Annotated in this window: 11 protein-coding genes and 1 tRNA gene; 4 read left to right on the forward strand and 8 right to left on the reverse strand. The window is 54.5% G+C overall.

What is annotated here, in order from left to right; genetic code table 11:
• Positions 1-217: 217 nt before the first annotated feature.
• The 5 genes from G491_RS0100005 to G491_RS33065 all read right to left on the reverse strand — a co-directional run bounded on the left by G491_RS0100005 (position 218) and on the right by G491_RS33065 (position 4756).
• Complete coding sequence (locus G491_RS0100005; protein WP_028313124.1) at positions 218-1669, reverse strand: SpoIIE family protein phosphatase; 1452 nt, start codon at positions 1667-1669, stop codon at positions 218-220.
• 33 nt (positions 1670-1702) lie between these two features.
• Positions 1703-2524 carry a hypothetical protein gene (locus G491_RS0100010; protein ID WP_028313125.1) on the reverse strand — a complete coding sequence of 274 codons (822 nt, stop codon included), beginning with the start codon at positions 2522-2524 and terminating at the stop codon, positions 1703-1705.
• A 9-nt stretch (positions 2525-2533) separates the two neighbouring features.
• Complete coding sequence (locus G491_RS0100015) at positions 2534-3034, reverse strand: hypothetical protein (RefSeq protein WP_028313126.1); 501 nt, start codon at positions 3032-3034, stop codon at positions 2534-2536.
• Between the two features lie 10 nt (positions 3035-3044).
• A complete protein-coding gene (locus G491_RS0100020) occupies positions 3045-3416 on the reverse strand; it encodes a SiaC family regulatory phosphoprotein (RefSeq protein WP_012610419.1) in 372 nt (123 codons plus the stop codon).
• Positions 3417-3550: 134 nt separating this feature from the next.
• Complete coding sequence (locus tag G491_RS33065) at positions 3551-4756, reverse strand: adenylate/guanylate cyclase domain-containing protein (protein WP_169829365.1); 1206 nt, start codon at positions 4754-4756, stop codon at positions 3551-3553.
• A 727-nt stretch (positions 4757-5483) separates the two neighbouring features.
• Between G491_RS33065 and G491_RS0100035 the strand changes: the two genes are divergently transcribed.
• Positions 5484-6335 carry a lycopene cyclase domain-containing protein gene (locus G491_RS0100035; protein WP_028313128.1) on the forward strand — a complete coding sequence of 284 codons (852 nt, stop codon included), beginning with the start codon at positions 5484-5486 and terminating at the stop codon, positions 6333-6335.
• Positions 6336-6927: 592 nt separating this feature from the next.
• Here G491_RS0100035 and G491_RS0100045 read toward each other — a convergent pair.
• Positions 6928-9633, reverse strand: coding sequence for a hybrid sensor histidine kinase/response regulator (locus G491_RS0100045; protein WP_169829366.1), 2706 nt, complete (start codon positions 9631-9633; stop codon positions 6928-6930).
• Positions 9634-9988: 355 nt separating this feature from the next.
• Between G491_RS0100045 and G491_RS0100050 the strand changes: the two genes are divergently transcribed.
• Both G491_RS0100050 and G491_RS0100060 read left to right on the forward strand, forming a co-directional pair.
• Positions 9989-11548, forward strand: a complete 1560-nt coding sequence (locus tag G491_RS0100050) for an SGNH/GDSL hydrolase family protein (RefSeq protein ID WP_028313131.1) — start codon at positions 9989-9991, stop codon at positions 11546-11548.
• Positions 11549-11843: 295 nt separating this feature from the next.
• Positions 11844-13943: a sigma 54-interacting transcriptional regulator gene (locus G491_RS0100060; RefSeq protein WP_028313133.1), complete on the forward strand. Its 2100-nt coding sequence runs from the start codon at positions 11844-11846 to the stop codon at positions 13941-13943.
• A 160-nt stretch (positions 13944-14103) separates the two neighbouring features.
• On the opposite strand, the gene G491_RS0100065 is transcribed toward G491_RS0100060, so the two are convergent.
• A tRNA-Gly gene (locus tag G491_RS0100065) sits at positions 14104-14178 on the reverse strand.
• A gap of 228 nt (positions 14179-14406) precedes the next feature.
• A complete protein-coding gene (locus G491_RS0100070) occupies positions 14407-15951 on the reverse strand; it encodes a sigma-54 interaction domain-containing protein (protein ID WP_248635279.1) in 1545 nt (514 codons plus the stop codon).
• A 284-nt stretch (positions 15952-16235) separates the two neighbouring features.
• Between G491_RS0100070 and G491_RS28775 the strand changes: the two genes are divergently transcribed.
• Positions 16236-16985, forward strand: coding sequence for an enoyl-CoA hydratase/isomerase family protein (locus tag G491_RS28775; protein ID WP_035217260.1), 750 nt, complete (start codon positions 16236-16238; stop codon positions 16983-16985).
• Positions 16986-17302: the final 317 nt, after the last annotated feature.

The following is a 17302-nucleotide window of genomic DNA, read 5'->3' on the forward strand; positions in this document are numbered from 1 at the left end:
GTCAAATAAATCCGGATTTGGGGAATATCAAGGCTTTTCGCCCGTCAGCACCCCAAATTCCCGCTCATACTAGCCTACAACTGTCGAAGGCAGGTTTTGTGGTATGTTCAATTCAAACAGCATATACAGCGTAGACTGGTATAAAGAACTTCTCATGGATTGGTGGTCAACGCGCAGGGACGAACGGAGCGCCGAAGAATAACGGCGCGCCCGGCTTTTATGCAGAATGTTTCAGAACCAGCACGGTAATGTCGTCATCCAGCATGTCGCCCTGGCCTCTGAAGGAATCCAAACGGTCAATGAGCGCCTGCACAAACTCCGAGGGATTGAGCAAGCGGTTTTCGTCCAGAAAGGAAGTCAGATTTTCGTCGCCGAAAAGATCCCCTTTCTCATTGAAGGTCTCGGTGACGCCGTCCGTGTATATCACCAGGCTTTCGCCCTCTTTCATCCGAATCTCTTTTTGTTGGATTTCCGTTTCCCAGAGTTCGCTTTCAACCATGCCAAGGGGGACGCCGGCGTTTTCCTCAAATAAATTGACGGTTTGATCAGCGCTCATATGATACATTTCCGGGTGTCCAGCCGACGCAAGGGTGAGCGTGCCCTGCTCCGGATCGAACACGGCGAAGGCCATGGTGACAAACATGGTTCCGGGCAGATTCGTCAGCAGTTCATCGTTGACTTGGCTCATGATCTTGAGAGGGTCGTTCACGCCCCGGCTTATCACGGTATGAAGCATGGTGATGGTGATGATCATGCCCAGGGCGCCCTCTACGCCCTTTCCGGCCACGTCCGCAACCATGAATCCCACCTTGCCGTCAGCCAGTTGGAAGAAGTCAAATGCGTCGCCGCCGACCTGCCTGGCGGGCTTGAAATAGGTCTCGTAGAGTAAATTCGGGACTTGAATTTTTTCCTTTGGCAAAAATTGCTGCTGGATGTTCTGGGCGATCTCAAATTCCTGTTCCAGCAATTGCTTTTGGACCAAGTCGTTTTGCGCGGTTAAAAGCTCTTTTGACATCCAGTTCATAACATCGGCGAGGCGGCCGATCTCATCCTTGCGTTTAATCTCTATTTGCCGCCCCAGGGCGCCGGAACCAAGGTCCCGGGCGAACTCTCCGATGTCCCAGATGGGCCGCAGCATGCGGCGGGTGACCAACAGAGCGATCAGCATAAAGGAGAGGGTGAGCAGGGAGGCGATGAGGGCGGCCCGCTCCATGGTCTTGGCCGTTTTTTCCCGCAGGCTGGCCAGAGACAGGCCCAGGACGTAATTTCCCATCACCTTGTCGCCTACAACCATCTCTTTTTGCAGCAAGCGCACAGGCTCTTTATGGAAGGCGGATTCGGATTGGCCTGATTCGGCAATAGTCTGCAAATACTGTTTGTCGGCTTCTTCGGTCACAAAAAGCCGGTGGTTTCCATATTCCACCAGCAGAAATAAAATGTCCTGATTTTTTATGAAGCGCCTGGCGGAGATTTCCAGGGCGAAGTCGTCTTTCAGGATGAGGACTTCCTTGTTTTGTATAATAAGATTGTCCAGCAGGGATTGAGCCCTGATAATCTTTTCATGCAGCAGGTCCCGTTGTTGCATTGACGCCATATATCCGGTCAGGGTGACTCCCACCACCAGAATGAGCAACAGGTTTAGCAGGGTGAGTTTTATTCGCAGACTCAAGAAAAAGGCCCTCCGTGGTCTTTTATAAAATCCCTAATTCGACTCCAAGGCCTCGGAAAGCTTGCGGGCCTTTATGCTCAACTCCTTGACGGACTTTTCGGGCCTGTATTTGTATTCCTCATCAAACAGATCCGCTGCAGTCTTGTAATTGGACTGCTGATAGTTGACCAGGGCTAATTTGTGCAAAGCGGAGGCCAATTTTTCATGGACATCCTCTTTCATGAGGGGAACGTGGGCGATGGGCCTCAACATGTCTATAATTTCCTGAAACTCGTACTTCTGATCCAGTTCGTCCGCTTTTTGCAATTTGGCCTTTATGGCGGATATGGCCTTGGGTTCTACTTCCGCTTTTCTTCTCTGGGCGATGTTGGCGAGCCCATTATCCTTGGCCGCCACCTTTTTAGCGTTTTGATAGGAGATATAGGCGAGTTCGTATTCTCCCTTGTCGTCATAAGCCTTTGCCTCGGCCGTAAATCTTTTATATTCTGCAACGCGCCAGGCTGGGAGCTTATAAACGGGCTTTGCAGGCTCCGCCGCCTGGGGTTGGGCCTGGGGCTGGGGCTGGGGCTGAGCGCGCATCAAATCAATCTCCTGCATCTCCTTCCGTGCAAGCAGGTAGAGATGGTGGCTTTTATCCACTTGCCCGAAAACCTCGTACGCCTGGTCATAATCCCCTTCGTAGGCGAAAAGCATGCCGTCCAAAAACAACTTTTCATTTTCGTCGGCCTTCGCGTTGTTGTTGGCGATGGCGTCGGTGATGGCGTCGTTGATGGCGCAGCCGGGCAGGACGAGCAACGACAGCGTAATGAGGATGCAGGAAAGGCCGGCGATTCTTTTAACGAACATGAGATCCATTTTTTGTTCCTATCGGTTTTCTATTTTGGATGTGGCTTTGATATGGATCACGTTATTATCATCCATATAGGCGTCGAGCTCAAAATTCCCTTCGTAGGCGACCCGAACCAGCCCCAGGCAGCTCAGCTTGGAATCCTTGGGCTGCTCCGCCACCTGTTGCATGCGGGCCATGTAGGCTTCCGCCGGAGAAGAAAATTGCTTGATCCAGTCAATGGCGTCCAAAAGTTCCTTTGGCGTGTTTTCGTCTGTGGAAACGGGATTGGAAACCTGGACGATGATTTCGTCATTGGTCAGTATGAAACTAAACTGGAAAAGGGAAGGGTCCGAATGCTCCCAGTCTCCGTATTTGATGGCGTTTTCCACCAGCTCCCTGCTAACCATCCCAACCGCCTGTCCAAAATCCCGATCCCTGAAGAGGGCCTCCAGGCAACCTACGATTGCGACGCGTAAGGATTCGGCGCTTTCCCACTCCTGACCCAACGGAGTGTTCAGCTTGATGTCAACTTCCATCTTCGCCCTCCTATTCGATGGCGCTTATTTTTAACAACCCTTCCTGTTTTTTCTCAAATATCTTCAAAGCGTCAAAACTGAGCTTCTGCCATTTCATGGTCTGATCATAGACTATTTCTAAAGGAACCTGCTTGTTCCGCAAATCCTGGATTAACTGAATGATGGCGGTGATGGTGGAGGAGTTAAAATACTCCAGGTCCTCGAAATGCATCTCAATGGCGGATTGCATTTCCTTGGCTGCATCGCAGACCATTACAAAGAACGGATCGAGGATTTTCCGGGGCTGACGGTCGTTGCTCTTCCCTTTCCAGTCCAGTCTGATTTTGCCCGAAACGGGTTCACCGACCTCGATGGTTAAATCATTAAAAACGAGATTTTCCATTTGGTCACCTTTGTGCTTTATTTTTTTTACTTATTGTTCAGGCTCGTTAAACTGATCCGGTGACTTTTTTTAACTTGCCCCATGCAGACTTGGCAAGCCTTTTTGTTAAGATTGTCCATGATTCAAGGCAATCTTTAATCGCACTTCCGGTCTTTAAGGGCCTTCACCAGATACATTTGAGCCTTTCCAATCCCCTTAAGGCGGATCATGCCGCGCGGATCGCATTGGAATTGGTCCTTCACCTGCAAATAGGTGGCCTCTGAAATATTTACTTTGTTGGGAATGCCGTTGGCCTCCATCCGGCTGGCCAGGTTGACCGCTTCCCCCCAAACGTCATAGCTGAACTTTGTCTGGCCGATGACCCCCGCCACCACCGGCCCGGTATGGATGCCCACGCGCACGTCCCAGGAGTTGATGCCCAGGGCCTGACGGGCCTGTTTGATGGCCTTGATGCTCTCCACCATGTCAAGGCCGGCCTGCACGCAATCCATGGCGTGGTTTTCGTTCAAGACAGTCAGACCTCCGGCGCACATGTAGGAGTCGCCGATGGTCTTCAGCTTTTCCAGGCCGCGGGCTTCCACGATCTCATCAAACAGGGCGTAGCTGGCCTCCAGGTCGTCTATCAATTCTTCGGGCGATATTTTCTCGGCGTGAGCCGTAAAATCCACAAAATCCGCAAAAAGTATGGTGACGCTGTCATGGCGCTTGGGCGTGACGCGCCCCCGCGTCTTGAGCTCCCGGTAAACCTCATCCGGCAGGATGTTAAGCAGCAGTTGCTCCGACTTGTTGCGTTCGGCCTCCAGGTCGCGGGTGCGGAGCTGCACAAGCCGGTCCTGCTCCTGGTAAAGCCGGGCGTTCTCTATGGCGATCCCGGCATGAGCCGCCAGCAGATGCAAAATCTCCCCGTCATAGGATGAAAAAGGCTCGCCGCTGAGTTTGTCCTCAACAATGAGAGCGCCGATCGCCTCCCGCTTTCCCGAAACCGGCGCCACAATGGCTTCATACTCGCAGCCGGGATTTAAAAACGGCAGTTTTGCGCGAGCCTGGGGCCGCACCACAGTAAAAGGCGCCTCGTCCTCCCCCCATTCCGCGTTGAACGACCCCAGATACACCTGATTCAACATCTCCTGGTCATTTTCATAACCATGGACCGCCTTCACCTTATGCTCGTTCGTCTCAGGATCTACGACCCAAAGCACGGCCTTGCCCGCCTCCAAAAGCACGGAGGCGTAAAAGACAATAAGGTAAAACAGGGACTCCGGCTCCAGCTCCGAAGTCAGCTTCAGGCTGATTTCGGCGATGGTTGTAAGATCCCTTAGCTTGCGTCTATCCGATGTCAAATCCGGCGCCTTTTCCTTAAAAAGGTTTTTTCCAGGATTATAGAATATGCGGAAGGCTGCTATCAATAGCGATTCCACATGCCTGCGCCCAGAAATATCCCCCAAGCCCTTTTCGTGCAACCCTTTTTTAAAATCAACCGCCATATATAGTGGTTCGCCGGTCTTGTGTGCATGGAGACCTCCCTTCTGCATCCCTGCGGGAAATTGGATTTCGGGGACATGCCCTTATCTCCGCAAAAAAGGCAAATTTTCCCAACAATCAGATTGAGATAAGGATCACGCCCTCTAACCCGCACTTCCGGAAACGGGGATCCGGAAGCCTTTTTCCATGCCTTGCCGGCCTCATGCATAATGACACTGGGTCCCGGCTTGCGGGCGGTCCTGAAAAGCAGACCACCCTTGCCGGGATGACGGGCTGAAAGGGAGCAGGAAAGTTCAAAGGCCGTGGGCTTTCCCCGGTTATTGGCTAAGGCGCATCCATGACATACAATATGCAACGACCGCCTCTCTCCGTCATCCCCGTGCAGCCAGAGAGGCATTATGATTGCGGGCAGCTTTGCAATCATAATGACGCAATGGCGGAAACGGGGACCCAGCGTCATCGTGGAATTGTCGCAAAACTCCAAATCAGCGCCCCAAAAAACAACGCCCCCTCTTCTTGGCGCCCCCCCATGGATATGATATTGTGCGCGTCAATCTATCAACGGCCTTGAACGGAGCAAATCCCATGCAAAGCAATTGCCTCTATCAGTATTACTACCTCTGGAGCGTCGCCCTGCTGGTTCCCTTCTGGGCGCTGATTCTGTACAAAAAGAAAACCGGGTGGGAGGAAATCATATACATAGGCATTCTGGCGGGCGCGGGCGCCATGTTTTTCGACCGGTACGTATCATTCCGGGACTACTGGCATCCCCAGACCATTTCGGACTTGTACAACTTCGAGAGCTTCCTCTACGGATTTTTTTACGGCGGAATATCCGCAAAAATTTACGAGGTCATCGCCAGGGTTGACTACGCGCCGGCCCGAAGCCCCAGATGGCTGCCCGCTGCGGCCCTGGTTTTGGTGAACGCCGTGGTTTTTGTAACCATGATGGTTTTCGTCCGGCTGAACTCCGTGGAGAATTTCATGGCTATGCTGGCGGCCACAACCGCCCTGTTGTTGATCATCAGGCCGGACCTGGTCAAGGTTTGCGCCTTCTCCGGCCTGATCATGCTTGTTTTCAATCTGTGCTGGTACTGGGTGATCCTGCTTATTTACCCGGACGCTTTCAAGGATATCTGGAGCCCCGCCATCCAAAAAGGCCCCATGCTTTTTAAGATCCCCCTCCTGGAGCACGGATTCATCCTGGCTGTGGGCTGCTCCTCGCCCTTGCTGTACAAAGTGGTTGCAAGCAGCCGCCTGGCCTCTCAGGTGCAGTTTGAAGAAGAAGGGGAGGCCCCAAGCCTTACCCGGAAGATTTTAGACGCTGCAGGACGGTTCGCCGTGCCCATCGCAGCCCTTGCAATCGTCCTCTTCCGCATGATCGTCTTCGGAACAACCCCCATTCGTTTGAAAAAACTGCTTTCTTTTTTTCTGTAAATATGACGGTGCATCAGGCAGGCAAAGAAATCGTTTTCACCTGGCAGGGCGGCGAGCCCACGCTGCGGGGGCTGAATTTCTTTAGGAAAGCCGCAGAGGGCCGGCTTCCTACGAACAGAATGTCCATGTGCCGATGATCAATGTGCGCACATAGGGTGAAACGAGCGTTTTGAAGGGAGGCGACGCCCAAGAATGACAAGGCGGAGGGATCAGAAGTGATACCGGCGCCTTCAAGGTCACCCACAATCACAAAAATGAAAAGGCTGATCGGCTTTCTCACCGTTGCAGCCTGGACCTTGAAGGAGGGATGATTGCGTTTTTTTTACCAGCGTCATGACCCAATAGCGGCAACGGGGACCCCGTGTCGTTTTTGAAATTAAACAGGATTACCGTATGAAAACCCAGGTGCTTGGATTAGGCTCCGCCGTACTGCAGGACGACAGTGCGGGGGGGAGGTGCTGGAAAGATTAATGGATCGCAATACGGGGCCGGACGTCATCCTCACCATGGAAGGAACCGGCGGCCTGGCTTTGGTTGATATGCTGAAAAATTGCACCTCCATGGTGGAAAATGCCGTTGCATGCGCCGTTGATCAGATTTTAGCCATGCTGCGACCATGGACCATGCCCTGGACAATTTTTTCCATGCCCTTGTCATATCCGCCCCCTTGAAGGGAGCCGGGGGCATCCTGCGGCCCATCCAGGACTTTTCTGATGGTATGGGCGAATTCCTGCATAAGTACGGGCTTGGTGACGTATTCCACAATCCCAAGCTCCCTGGCCAGATTTTCCGAAAACTTCTCGGAAAACCCCGTGCACATAATAACCGGAATCTGCGGCCTGAGGCTGAACAGATTCCGGACCAGCTTGTCGCCGGTCATGCCCGGCATATTGTAATCCGTGATGACGATATCGAACTTGCCCGGATTTTCCTGAAATTTTTCCCAGGCGCCGGCGGCGGAAGTCAAGGCCGTCACCTGGTAGCCCAAACGTTCCAAGGTCTGCCGGGTCATGTCCAAAATGGGTTTTTCGTCATCCACCATTAAAATTCGTTCGTTCCCCGCCGGAAGAGCGCCTATGTCCAGCACACGCCTTGCTTCCTCGGGGGCGCCCTCCAAAGGAAGAACAATACTATAAGTAAAGCCTTTATTGGGTTTGCAGCTGACCTGAAACTCCCCGTCATGGCGTTTGACGATGAACTGAATCAAAAGAAGGTCCACATTGCCTTCCATGCATGGAATGTCTTTAAAAACCAGCGGGCTGTAAACTTTTAGCGGTATCTCCGGTTCGTTTCCCCTACAGGGATGCGACACGGACAGGCGCAAATAGACTCCAGGATATAGGAGGGAATCCGGCGCCAAGTCAGCCTGTCCTATACGCGCCTCCTCTAGCGAAACTGTCATTTCGCCCTCATTTACGGCCGCCGCCTTCCAGGCCCGCGAACATAAGGCGTAAATCATTTGACGTATGCCTTGATGATCGCCTCTGACGGTTCTGCACCGGTAGCTCCCCAGCCTTTTTATGCGGACGTGCTCCCGGGCTTCCGATTGGATGGACTGAACCGATTCATCCACAATCCGGACTACATTCACGGAGGCGCCCTCCCGTTTTGAAAGAGTTTGAACCTCAGAGACTTGGATGGCCAGATCCGCGGCCTCTCGGGCCATCTTACAAATTACGAGCAAATCCCGCTTTGCCGGATGATCCGGGGGAAGATTTCGCTCCGCCGACTCCGCCTGTTTGATGATGGGCCCCAGATAGCCGGAGACGTCCATGACGACTCCCCCCGCCGCCTCGCCAAACGCCCGTTTTTTTTCAAACTGCCGCAATTTTTCTTCCAGGTTGGCCCGCTCCTGCTCCGCCTTTTTCTTCTGCGTAACGTCCAAGGCGGTCGTGAGCAAGGCGTCCCTGCCCTGATACCGAATCCGGGCGCTGGAAGCCTCCAGCCAGATCAGATTTCCATCCCTGTCCTTGAGGCGATATTCCATAAGGGGAGGCACGGGCTTCCGGGCCAGGAGCCTTTCCACGGCGCCTTGCAGCGAGTGCTGGTCTCCCGGGTGCAGCCATTGCTTCAGTCGATCAAAGGGAAGTTTCTTAAGCTCAGAGGGGGAATACCCCAGCATCCTGCTCAGGGACGGGTTGACGTACATCATTTCAGGAGGATCCAGGCTGAATATGGCGACGCCCTGAAGGGACTGCTCAACCAAAGCCCTATAGTTATCCTCGCTTTCCTTAAGCGCGGCCTCCGCCCGGTTCATCTGGGTAAGGTTTGTCTGCGATCCAAGCACGCGAAGCATATGCCCCTGGTCGTCGCGCTGGACATGGCCCCGCACCCAAAAGGTGTTGTACTCGCCGTTTTTCAGCCTCATCCGGCACTTTCGCTCAAAGGAATCAGCGCCGTCCTTGGCCTTTAAACCCTCAAACAGCGCACTCATACGCCCCTGCTCTTCCGGGTGAACCCGGCCAATGAACTCGTCCATGGTATTGCCGATTTCAAACTTCGTGTACCCGAGCATCCTCTTCCAATCCAGGGAAAACGCCACGCTCCTGGTTTGAAGGTTCCAGTCCCATAACCCTTCAAGAGATCCTTGCAATGCCATGGCAAACTGCTTTTCGCTGGCTTCCAGGGCCTGATTCGCCCGCATCTGCGCCTGGGCCTTTTCCTTGATGATGGCTGCGGACGCCTTTTGCATGCGTAAGGCCCGATTCATGCCGTTGCCCACCGCCGTAATGATCGCGGCCACAATGATGCTTGCCAGCAAAAAATTGGCGCCTATGACGGACCAGCGAAAAACCGGACGATCCAGGGGAACGGCCATATCCATCATCCCCAAGTGCAGCATGACCCCGATCGCCGTCAACGCCAGCACGTTCAACAGTCCTGCATACACCGCCGCGCGTGCGCCAAGCAGCACCGCCGCGAAAACCTGGAAGCAAAACAGATAAACCAGGCCTGGACGAAGAGGCCCCAACTGCACAAAAATCATGACGCCCAGTAAATAAACCAAATGGCATAAACTGTACGCCCGTATTTTATAACTGAGATATTGCCGGAACAGCAGCAAGGACAAAATCCACTCATAAATAATAAAATCCAGGACCGCCACGCCCCACTTCCCTTCCATGACGGTAAGCACGGCGCTTGGCAAAAGCACGAGGGCGCCCAGAATGGAGCCTCCAATAACAATGAGCTGCAGCAATTCCTCCCGCAAAGCCAGCCAAGCGGGCTCCGATTCCGTTCCTGGAAAAAGCACGGTTTGAAAATAATCCCTTAATTGTTTTCTCAATGTATCTATCAAACCAAAACCCTTGATCTTGCTTGCAAATGAAATACGTTATCCGGAAGGCGCCCGTCCAAAGACGCTCCAGGCTTTTTAGAAAATGAAGCAATTATCGTGCCGCCATGTAGTGAAGAAGCCTTTACGTCAAATTTCGAGTTTTTTTCCGCCCGCGGTTTTCTGTCCGGCTTCTATAAGGACAGGTCTTTATATAAAATTGCTGTTATTATTATGCTTAAACAAGCGTCTAAAGTTCGCGTCCGGCAACGTGTTTGTTAGATTTTTGTATTGATAAAATTGCACAGGTGTGGCAATGTGCCATTCATTAGATTGGAAACCGCCCGTCTATACCCATCCCCATGCGAAAGGAACCGTTATGAAAAATCGTTGCGCAGTTCTATGCCTTGTACTCGCTTTATTCATGTTTTGCGTCCCGGCCTATGCAACCATGGATGCTTATGTGCCGCCGGATGTGGAAAACCTGATCGTTTTCGGGGACAGCCTGTCCGATTCAGGGAATATTCAGTTGATTACCGGAGGCGCAAGCCCCAGCGCCAGCGGCTATTGGCAGGGAAGGTTTTCCAACGGCCCCACATGGTGCGAGGTCGCGGCTGATTTCATGGATATCGACAACGACGTCCTTTTGATGGAATCGACCATTACCAATTCCATTGTAATGGGCAAACTCGCCTTGACGCCCCCTGTGGAGCCCGAAACCACTTACGGCACGCCCATCTTCTTTAACAATGCGTTCGGCGGCGCCGAAACCGGCGCGTGCGACACGGACTTTTTGTTTCAGGTCAACGGCTGGCTTAACGCCGGGTACACCATACCCGAAAAATCCCTGGTGGTGGTCTGGATAGGCGGAAACGACTTTTTGGGCATGAGCGATCCTTCCACGGCTCCTGCAGTCATCGGCAATGCCGTCAATAACATATACACCGGCATGGCCACCCTGACGGGACTGGGCGCGGACCACATCGCCGTCTGCAACCTGCCCAACCTGGGCGACACGCCTTTGTATCACGGCACGGATATGGAAGACGACGTCTTGACCCTGACAGTGGGCTTTAATCAGGCCTTGAGCGGCGCCCTGGCGACCTTCAGCGCCGCCTACCCCAATGTTGCCGTGTATCCCGTAGACATCTTCTCCATGGGAGAAAAAACCCACGAAACCCCCGCCGTATACGGCGTTACCAATCTCTACGACCGGGCCATCGAACCCGCAGTCGCCGCTGTGGCGCTGGATGAAATTGACAATATCGCCCAATACGCCGCCGCCGACGGCTACCTGTACTGGGATGACGTACACCCGACGCGGGCCGCCCACAAGCAGATTGCAGCCCAGGTTTACGGCACGATTTTTATGGGCAATGCTAACGCCGACTACATTAAAACCGAAGGGACCACCGGAGACGCCATCGGCATTGCAGGCGTCAACTGCACAGTCACTTCCGTGGAATTCGCCAACTGGGGCGCCACCTTCCAAACCAACCGCCCAGAAAACATGCTGTACGGCCTGCTGGACATCGAGGCGGCCTTGAACACTCCGGGCGACACGGCGGAAATCGAAATTTACCTGCCCAAGGCATTACCCGGGGGATACTCCTGGTACAAGTACATCAACAACAAATGGGTGGACTTCGTCCAGGTATATAAGGACACTAACGGACTGGAAGGCGCTCTGATCAGCGCAGACCGCAAAACCATCACGCTGTATATCGACGACAACGGCGAATACGATCTGGACAACGTCCTTGGCCTGATCCAGGATCCCTCCGGCGCAGGCGTCGTGGAATCCGACAAGCCTGCTGACGCCGGCAAGGATGACAACTGCTTTGTGCGCTCCATGGGCGCAGACGCATCCTCCCTCCTGCCCCTGGCCATGCTGGCCGCAATCCTGGGCTTGGGCCTGGCCGTCCGCCGCATGCGTTAACGAATCATTCCTTAGTGGAGCACGCCGCACTGATTGAGCGGCGAGGCTTTTTTCTTAACGACCGCCCTGCAGGCCTTCCTGCAGGGCGGTTTCGCCTTGGAGCCGGCGCGGCTGTTTCCCCCAATTATCCCCTTCTCGCGGATAGACGGGAAAAGCCGGGAGGATTGGATGCAAGGTCCAAAACGGCCGCAGGAACCCATCCGGCTGCAGGCCCATCCCGGTTTTGATCTTTCCCCAGGAATATGTCATGATTGTTTGCATGACAACATACCGCTTTCAATGATATTTTAAAATCATGAAATTCTCCGAATTCGTCAACGCATATATTCAAATCGTGGGCGCCGGCGCCTCCATCCAGGATTGCGCGGAAATCCTGGCCGGCGCTCCGGGCAAAAACCTGCTGATTGCGGACGATCCCCATCATATCCAGGGAATCCTGACCTTAAGGGAAATCGCCCGGGCCCTGGCCGCCCAGGCGCCGCCCCTGGCCCCGGCCAGGGAATTCGCCAGCACGGATTTCCAGCGCGTATTACCCGGCGAATCGCTGCCGGAGACGGCCGAGGGCTCGCCGGCCTATTGGCTGGTTGCGGAGTCAGGCAGGATCATCGGCGTGGTCAGCCGGTCCCGGGTTTCGGAGCAAATCCACAAAGGCTCCCTGTCCGTCATGCGGCGGATGAGCATCTTCCTGGACTCCATATACAATCCGGTGGTGGCCATCGACGCCGAAGGCCTGGTCATCTTTTGCAACAAATCCCTGGCCAAGGTTTCGGGCAAAAGCGTGGAGGAAATCCTAGGCAAGCCCATCAGCGATCTATTCGAGGACTCCCAGCTCATCCGCATCATCCGTACGGGAAAAGCGGAATCCACCCAGAAGGTGCGCCTTGGCGGCAAGGTGTACATGACCAACCGCACCCCTATTTTCATGGGCGGCCGGATCGTGGGCGCCACGGCCGTGCTCCAGGACATCTCCGAACTGGAAGCCATCTCCAACGAGCTGGAGCACACCCGGCGCATCAGCCTGGAGCTGGACGCCATCATCGAGTCCTCCTTTGACGGCATATACGTGACGGACGGCGAAGGCCGCACCCTCCGTGTGAACAAGGCCTACGAACGCACCACGGGCATCCGCCGGGAGGACGTTGTGGGCCATACCATGGCCGAATTGGTGGAGCGGGGCTTTTTCAACGAGTCGGTTTCCATGCGGGTTCTGGAAAATCGCAAAGGCGAGTCTTTGGTGCAAAAGGTCAAAAACGGCAAGACCGTCATGGTCACCGGAACCCCCATCTTCGACGACCAGGGCGAAATCTCCCTGGTGGTCACCAATGTGCGCGACGTGACCGAGTTGTACAACCTCCAGAACGAACTGGGGCGCATGGAAGTGCTCCGCACCCGGTACGAAAACGAACTGGAGCAGTTGCGGGAGTCCGCTGGCGCCGCACCCTCGGTGGTCATCCGGTCCAAAAAAATGAAGGAGGTCCACGAACTGGCCATGCGCCTTGCCAGGGTGGACGCCACCGTGCTGGTCCAAGGGGAGTCGGGCGTGGGCAAGGAAATTTTCGCGGACCTGATTCACACCAACAGCCCCCGCAAGGACAAGCCCTTCGTCAAGATAAGCTGCGCCGCTATCCCCGAGCAATTGCTGGAATCCGAGCTATTCGGGTACGAGGCCGGCGCCTTCACCGGCGCCAAGGCCAAGGGCAAGGCCGGCATTTTCGAAAGCGCGGACGGCGGAACCATTTTCCTGGACGAAATCGGGGAAATGCCCCTGAGCCTCCAGGCCAAGCTCCTGCGCGTGCTTCAGGATAAAAAAATCATGCGCGTAGGCGCCAACCATTCCATGGACGTGGACATCCGCATCCTGGCGGCCACCAACCGGGACCTGTCCCGGATGGTCGATAAAGGCGCCTTTCGCAACGATCTCTATTTCCGGCTGAACGTGGTGCCGGTGGTGATTCCTCCCCTGCGGGAGCGCAAGGAGGCCATCGTCAACTTCGCCTATCATTTTCTGGAGAAATACAACCGCAAATACGGCTTCGCCAAGCAAATCGCCCCGGACGTCCTGGACATCCTCTACGACTACGACTGGCCGGGGAACGTGCGGGAATTGGAAAACACGGTGGAGCGCATGGTGGTAGTCACCAAGGGAGACGTGATCGAACCGGCCGATTTACCCGAGAAGCTGCGAATCGCCCCTAAGTCCGGCCTGGCCCATGCGCTGGGCGGCGGGTCTTTGAAAAGCGCCCTGGAGGGTCTGGAGCGGGAAATCCTGCAACAGGCCCTGGAAACCCACGGCTCCACCCACAAGGCGGCCAAGGCCATGGGCGTCAACCAGTCCACGGTGGTCCGCAAGCTCCAGCGCTACGGAATCGATCCGAAAAAGAACAACGGGGATTAGCAGACATCGCAATCTTCACCGCTTGTTCTTAAACACGGAAAACACGGATTTATAAACTTCCGCGGTCTGAATATCCTCTTATTTCCATGCGGGGCTTGGAGAGGCGAAAAACGCAAAAAGGGCTGCCCCGTATGGGATCAGCCCCTTTGTTTTTCATGGATGGAGCGGGAAACGGGAATTGAACCCGCGACTTCGACCTTGGCAAGGTCGCACTCTACCGCTGAGTTATTCCCGCTCAGCGGCCCTTACTTACACAGAACAGACCGGGTTTGTCAACTAGCAAAAGCCGGAAAAAATGGATATTTTTCCAAACAAGCAATTAGTCAAAGAATCAAATGCTCAATTGAGATCTTTAAACTTGTGACGCATGATTTTTTTTTCTTTGGGGAACCCCATACGCAGGAAACAGACCAGACTGCGTACGGGGGGCGAGGCCCTTGGGCGCACGGTCCCAAGGGCTTTGCTATTTGTATCGGACGCCCCGGCCGAAGGGGACGCCCAGCTTTCGCATTTTATTCCGCAAGGTGGCCGGGTTGACGCCCATGGCCCGGGCCGCGCCGTCCTCTCCGTTGATCTTCCCCTTGGTTCGATGCAGCATCTTTATGATATGGCTCGAGATCACCTCATCAAGCATGGCGGGGGAGTCCTCCGCGTCATGGGGCGCCTCCTCCGGAACGCTCCTTGGCTTTTCAAATCCGGAATCGTCGAAATGGAGCGTCTTTCCTCCGCTGACGATCATGGCCCTTTCCACCGCGTTCTCCAACTCGCGCACATTGCCCGGCCATGCATAAGTCTCAAGCCTTTTAACGGCTCCCGGGGCTAAGGAGGGATACTCGGCAAAGCCCATTTCCCGATATTTTTTGTGCATGAAATATTGGGTCAGAGCGGGAATGTCGCAAGCCCGCTCCCTAAGAGGGGGAATGTAGATGGGAAACACCTTCAGCCTGAAATACAGATCCTTTCGGAACGAGCCTTCCGCCACCATGTCCTCCAGGTTCCGGTTGGTGGCGGCGATGACCCGGGCGTCCACCTTGATGGTCTTGGCGCTTCCCACCGGTTCAAACTCCATTTCCTGCAAGACGCGCAGGAGCCGAAGCTGGGCGGCCTTGGGGAGTTCGCCGATTTCATCCAGGAAGATGCTGCCCTGGTGCGCCCTTTCAAACCGGCCGCGCTTGTTTTCAAAGGCGCCCGTAAACGCGCCTCGCACATGACCGAAAAGCTCGCTGTCGATCAGGGCCTCTGAAATGGCGCCGCAGTTGACCTTGATGAACGGCTCATTCCGCCTGGAAGAGTACTTGTGAATGGCGTTGGCGATCACCTCCTTGCCCACGCCCGTCTCCCCCATCAGAAGGACGGGGCTGGAAAGGGGCGCCACCTTGTTCACCTGCTGCATCACGTGCTTGAGGCCGAAGTCCGCGCCGATAATCTCATCGCTTTTTTGGGAAAGAAGCTCCTGTTGAAGGTATTTGTTGTCATCCGCCAGGAGATTTTTCAACTCCAGCAATTCAATATATCTTCGGCTGTTGGAGATGGCCACGGCGAAGGGGGATTGCAATAATCGCAGCCTGTGAAGGTGCTCCCGCCCGAACCGGCTCTCCCCCCTGGCTTCAAAGGCGATAACCCCCACCTCCTTGCTGCCCAGGCTCAGGCGCATCATCATCAGGGAGCGTATGCCGGAAAGACCTGCAATTTTAAGCATGTGCTGCCCCAAGGCGCCTTTATCCGCCCTATCCAAAAGCACTTCTTCAGGCAGGTCGGAGCCGTCTCCAATGAGCCGCCAAACCGGGGCGGGGTAGTCGAACCGGATATTCAACTGCCGCCCGCCATCGCCATTCGCCATGGCGTAAACAACGCCCGTTTTTTCCTTTAAATCAATAAAATGGAGATAGACGCTCTCCGCCGGAATGAAATTTTTCAAATAATCCAGGCAGTCAAACAAGGCTTTTTCGATTTCAATGGACCCGCAGATGCGCAGGGTGGCTTCCCGGAAGAATTTGTTTTCATCCATGTTCATGGCGCCTCGGCATGTTTAGTAATTATCTAATATGACATTTTATCCCCATTTTTACCTTATATGCAACTTAAAATATCAAATAAGCCATTTTGTCCAAAGCATTTTTACTAACCACTTGAAATACTATCAAATTCAGATTGGCGCCCCATTTGCTCCAAGAAAAACGGCTGCAAAGGCGTTTTGAAATACAACAGTCTGACAATTGTCTTTCGCCGCCTATTTTTGGGGGGCGGACATGCGGCTGCGCAGACGCGAAACCAGGAATCGAGGGTGGAGACATGGGTTATAAAACCATTTTGCATGAGGCCGAAGACGGCGTGGCGGTCATAACAATCAACCGGCCGGAGGCCTTGAACTCCCTTACGCCGGAGGTGCTGTCCGAAATGGCGGAGGCGGTGGAGGCGGCGGCAGGGGACCCTGCGACCGGCGTCATTGTCATAACCGGCGCGGGGCGGGCCTTTTGTTCGGGAGTGGATCTCAAGGCTGCGGCGAGCCTTGGGGAGGCGGATATCGAGGCCAGGCTGCATGGACCGGCCCGACGTCTGCAATCCGTCATGGAGACGGCGCCTGTCGTCGTGATCGGCATGATCAACGGATTTTGCCTGACCGGCGGTTTGGAGATCGCCCTGGCCTGCGATCTTTTAGTGGCCGGCGAGGACGCCAAATTCGCCGACACCCACACCAAGTGGGGGCTGCGGTGCATGTGGGGGATGAGCGCTCGCCTGCCCCAAAGGGTCGGGGAGATGAAGGCCAGGGAAATGACCTATACCGGGGAAATGATCAGCGGAAGGGAGGCGGAAAGGATTGGCCTGATAAACAAGGCCGTTCCCGCCGCGGAATTGAAAAATGCGGTATGGAATCTGGCCGGCAAGATCATGGCCAATAGCAAAGAAGCCAACGCTGCGCACAAGTTGCTGTATTACCGAAACAAAATGGACAGCATGAAAGAAAGCCTGGAACGGGAGTACTCCGCCGACCAAGCGGCCGGCGACGCCCAGGATCGCATTCAAGGCTTCGCGAAAAGCTAAGGCCTCATATTTCGGGAATCAATTTTTCAACATGTAATCAAGAGATTGCGACAGGCGATGAGGAGTTCAACGCCAAAGGCGATCCCCAAAAAACTCCCTCCCCCTTGACGGGGGAGGGCTGGGGTGGGGGTGATATATCACGTCTTTTCTGATGGTTCCCCCCCATCCTGTCCTTCCCCCGCCAGGGGGGAAGGGACCATGACTCTTGGGCTCTGGTATATAGAAAGATCTTGGGCTCTGGCGTAATTACTTGATTTCAATATTTATTTCCAAGTTCCGAAGGTTAAAGAATACTTCTTACCCCCTAAGTAAGCTAC

Source organism: Desulfatibacillum aliphaticivorans DSM 15576, from assembly GCF_000429905.1.
GTDB lineage: Bacteria > Desulfobacterota > Desulfobacteria > Desulfobacterales > Desulfatibacillaceae > Desulfatibacillum > Desulfatibacillum aliphaticivorans.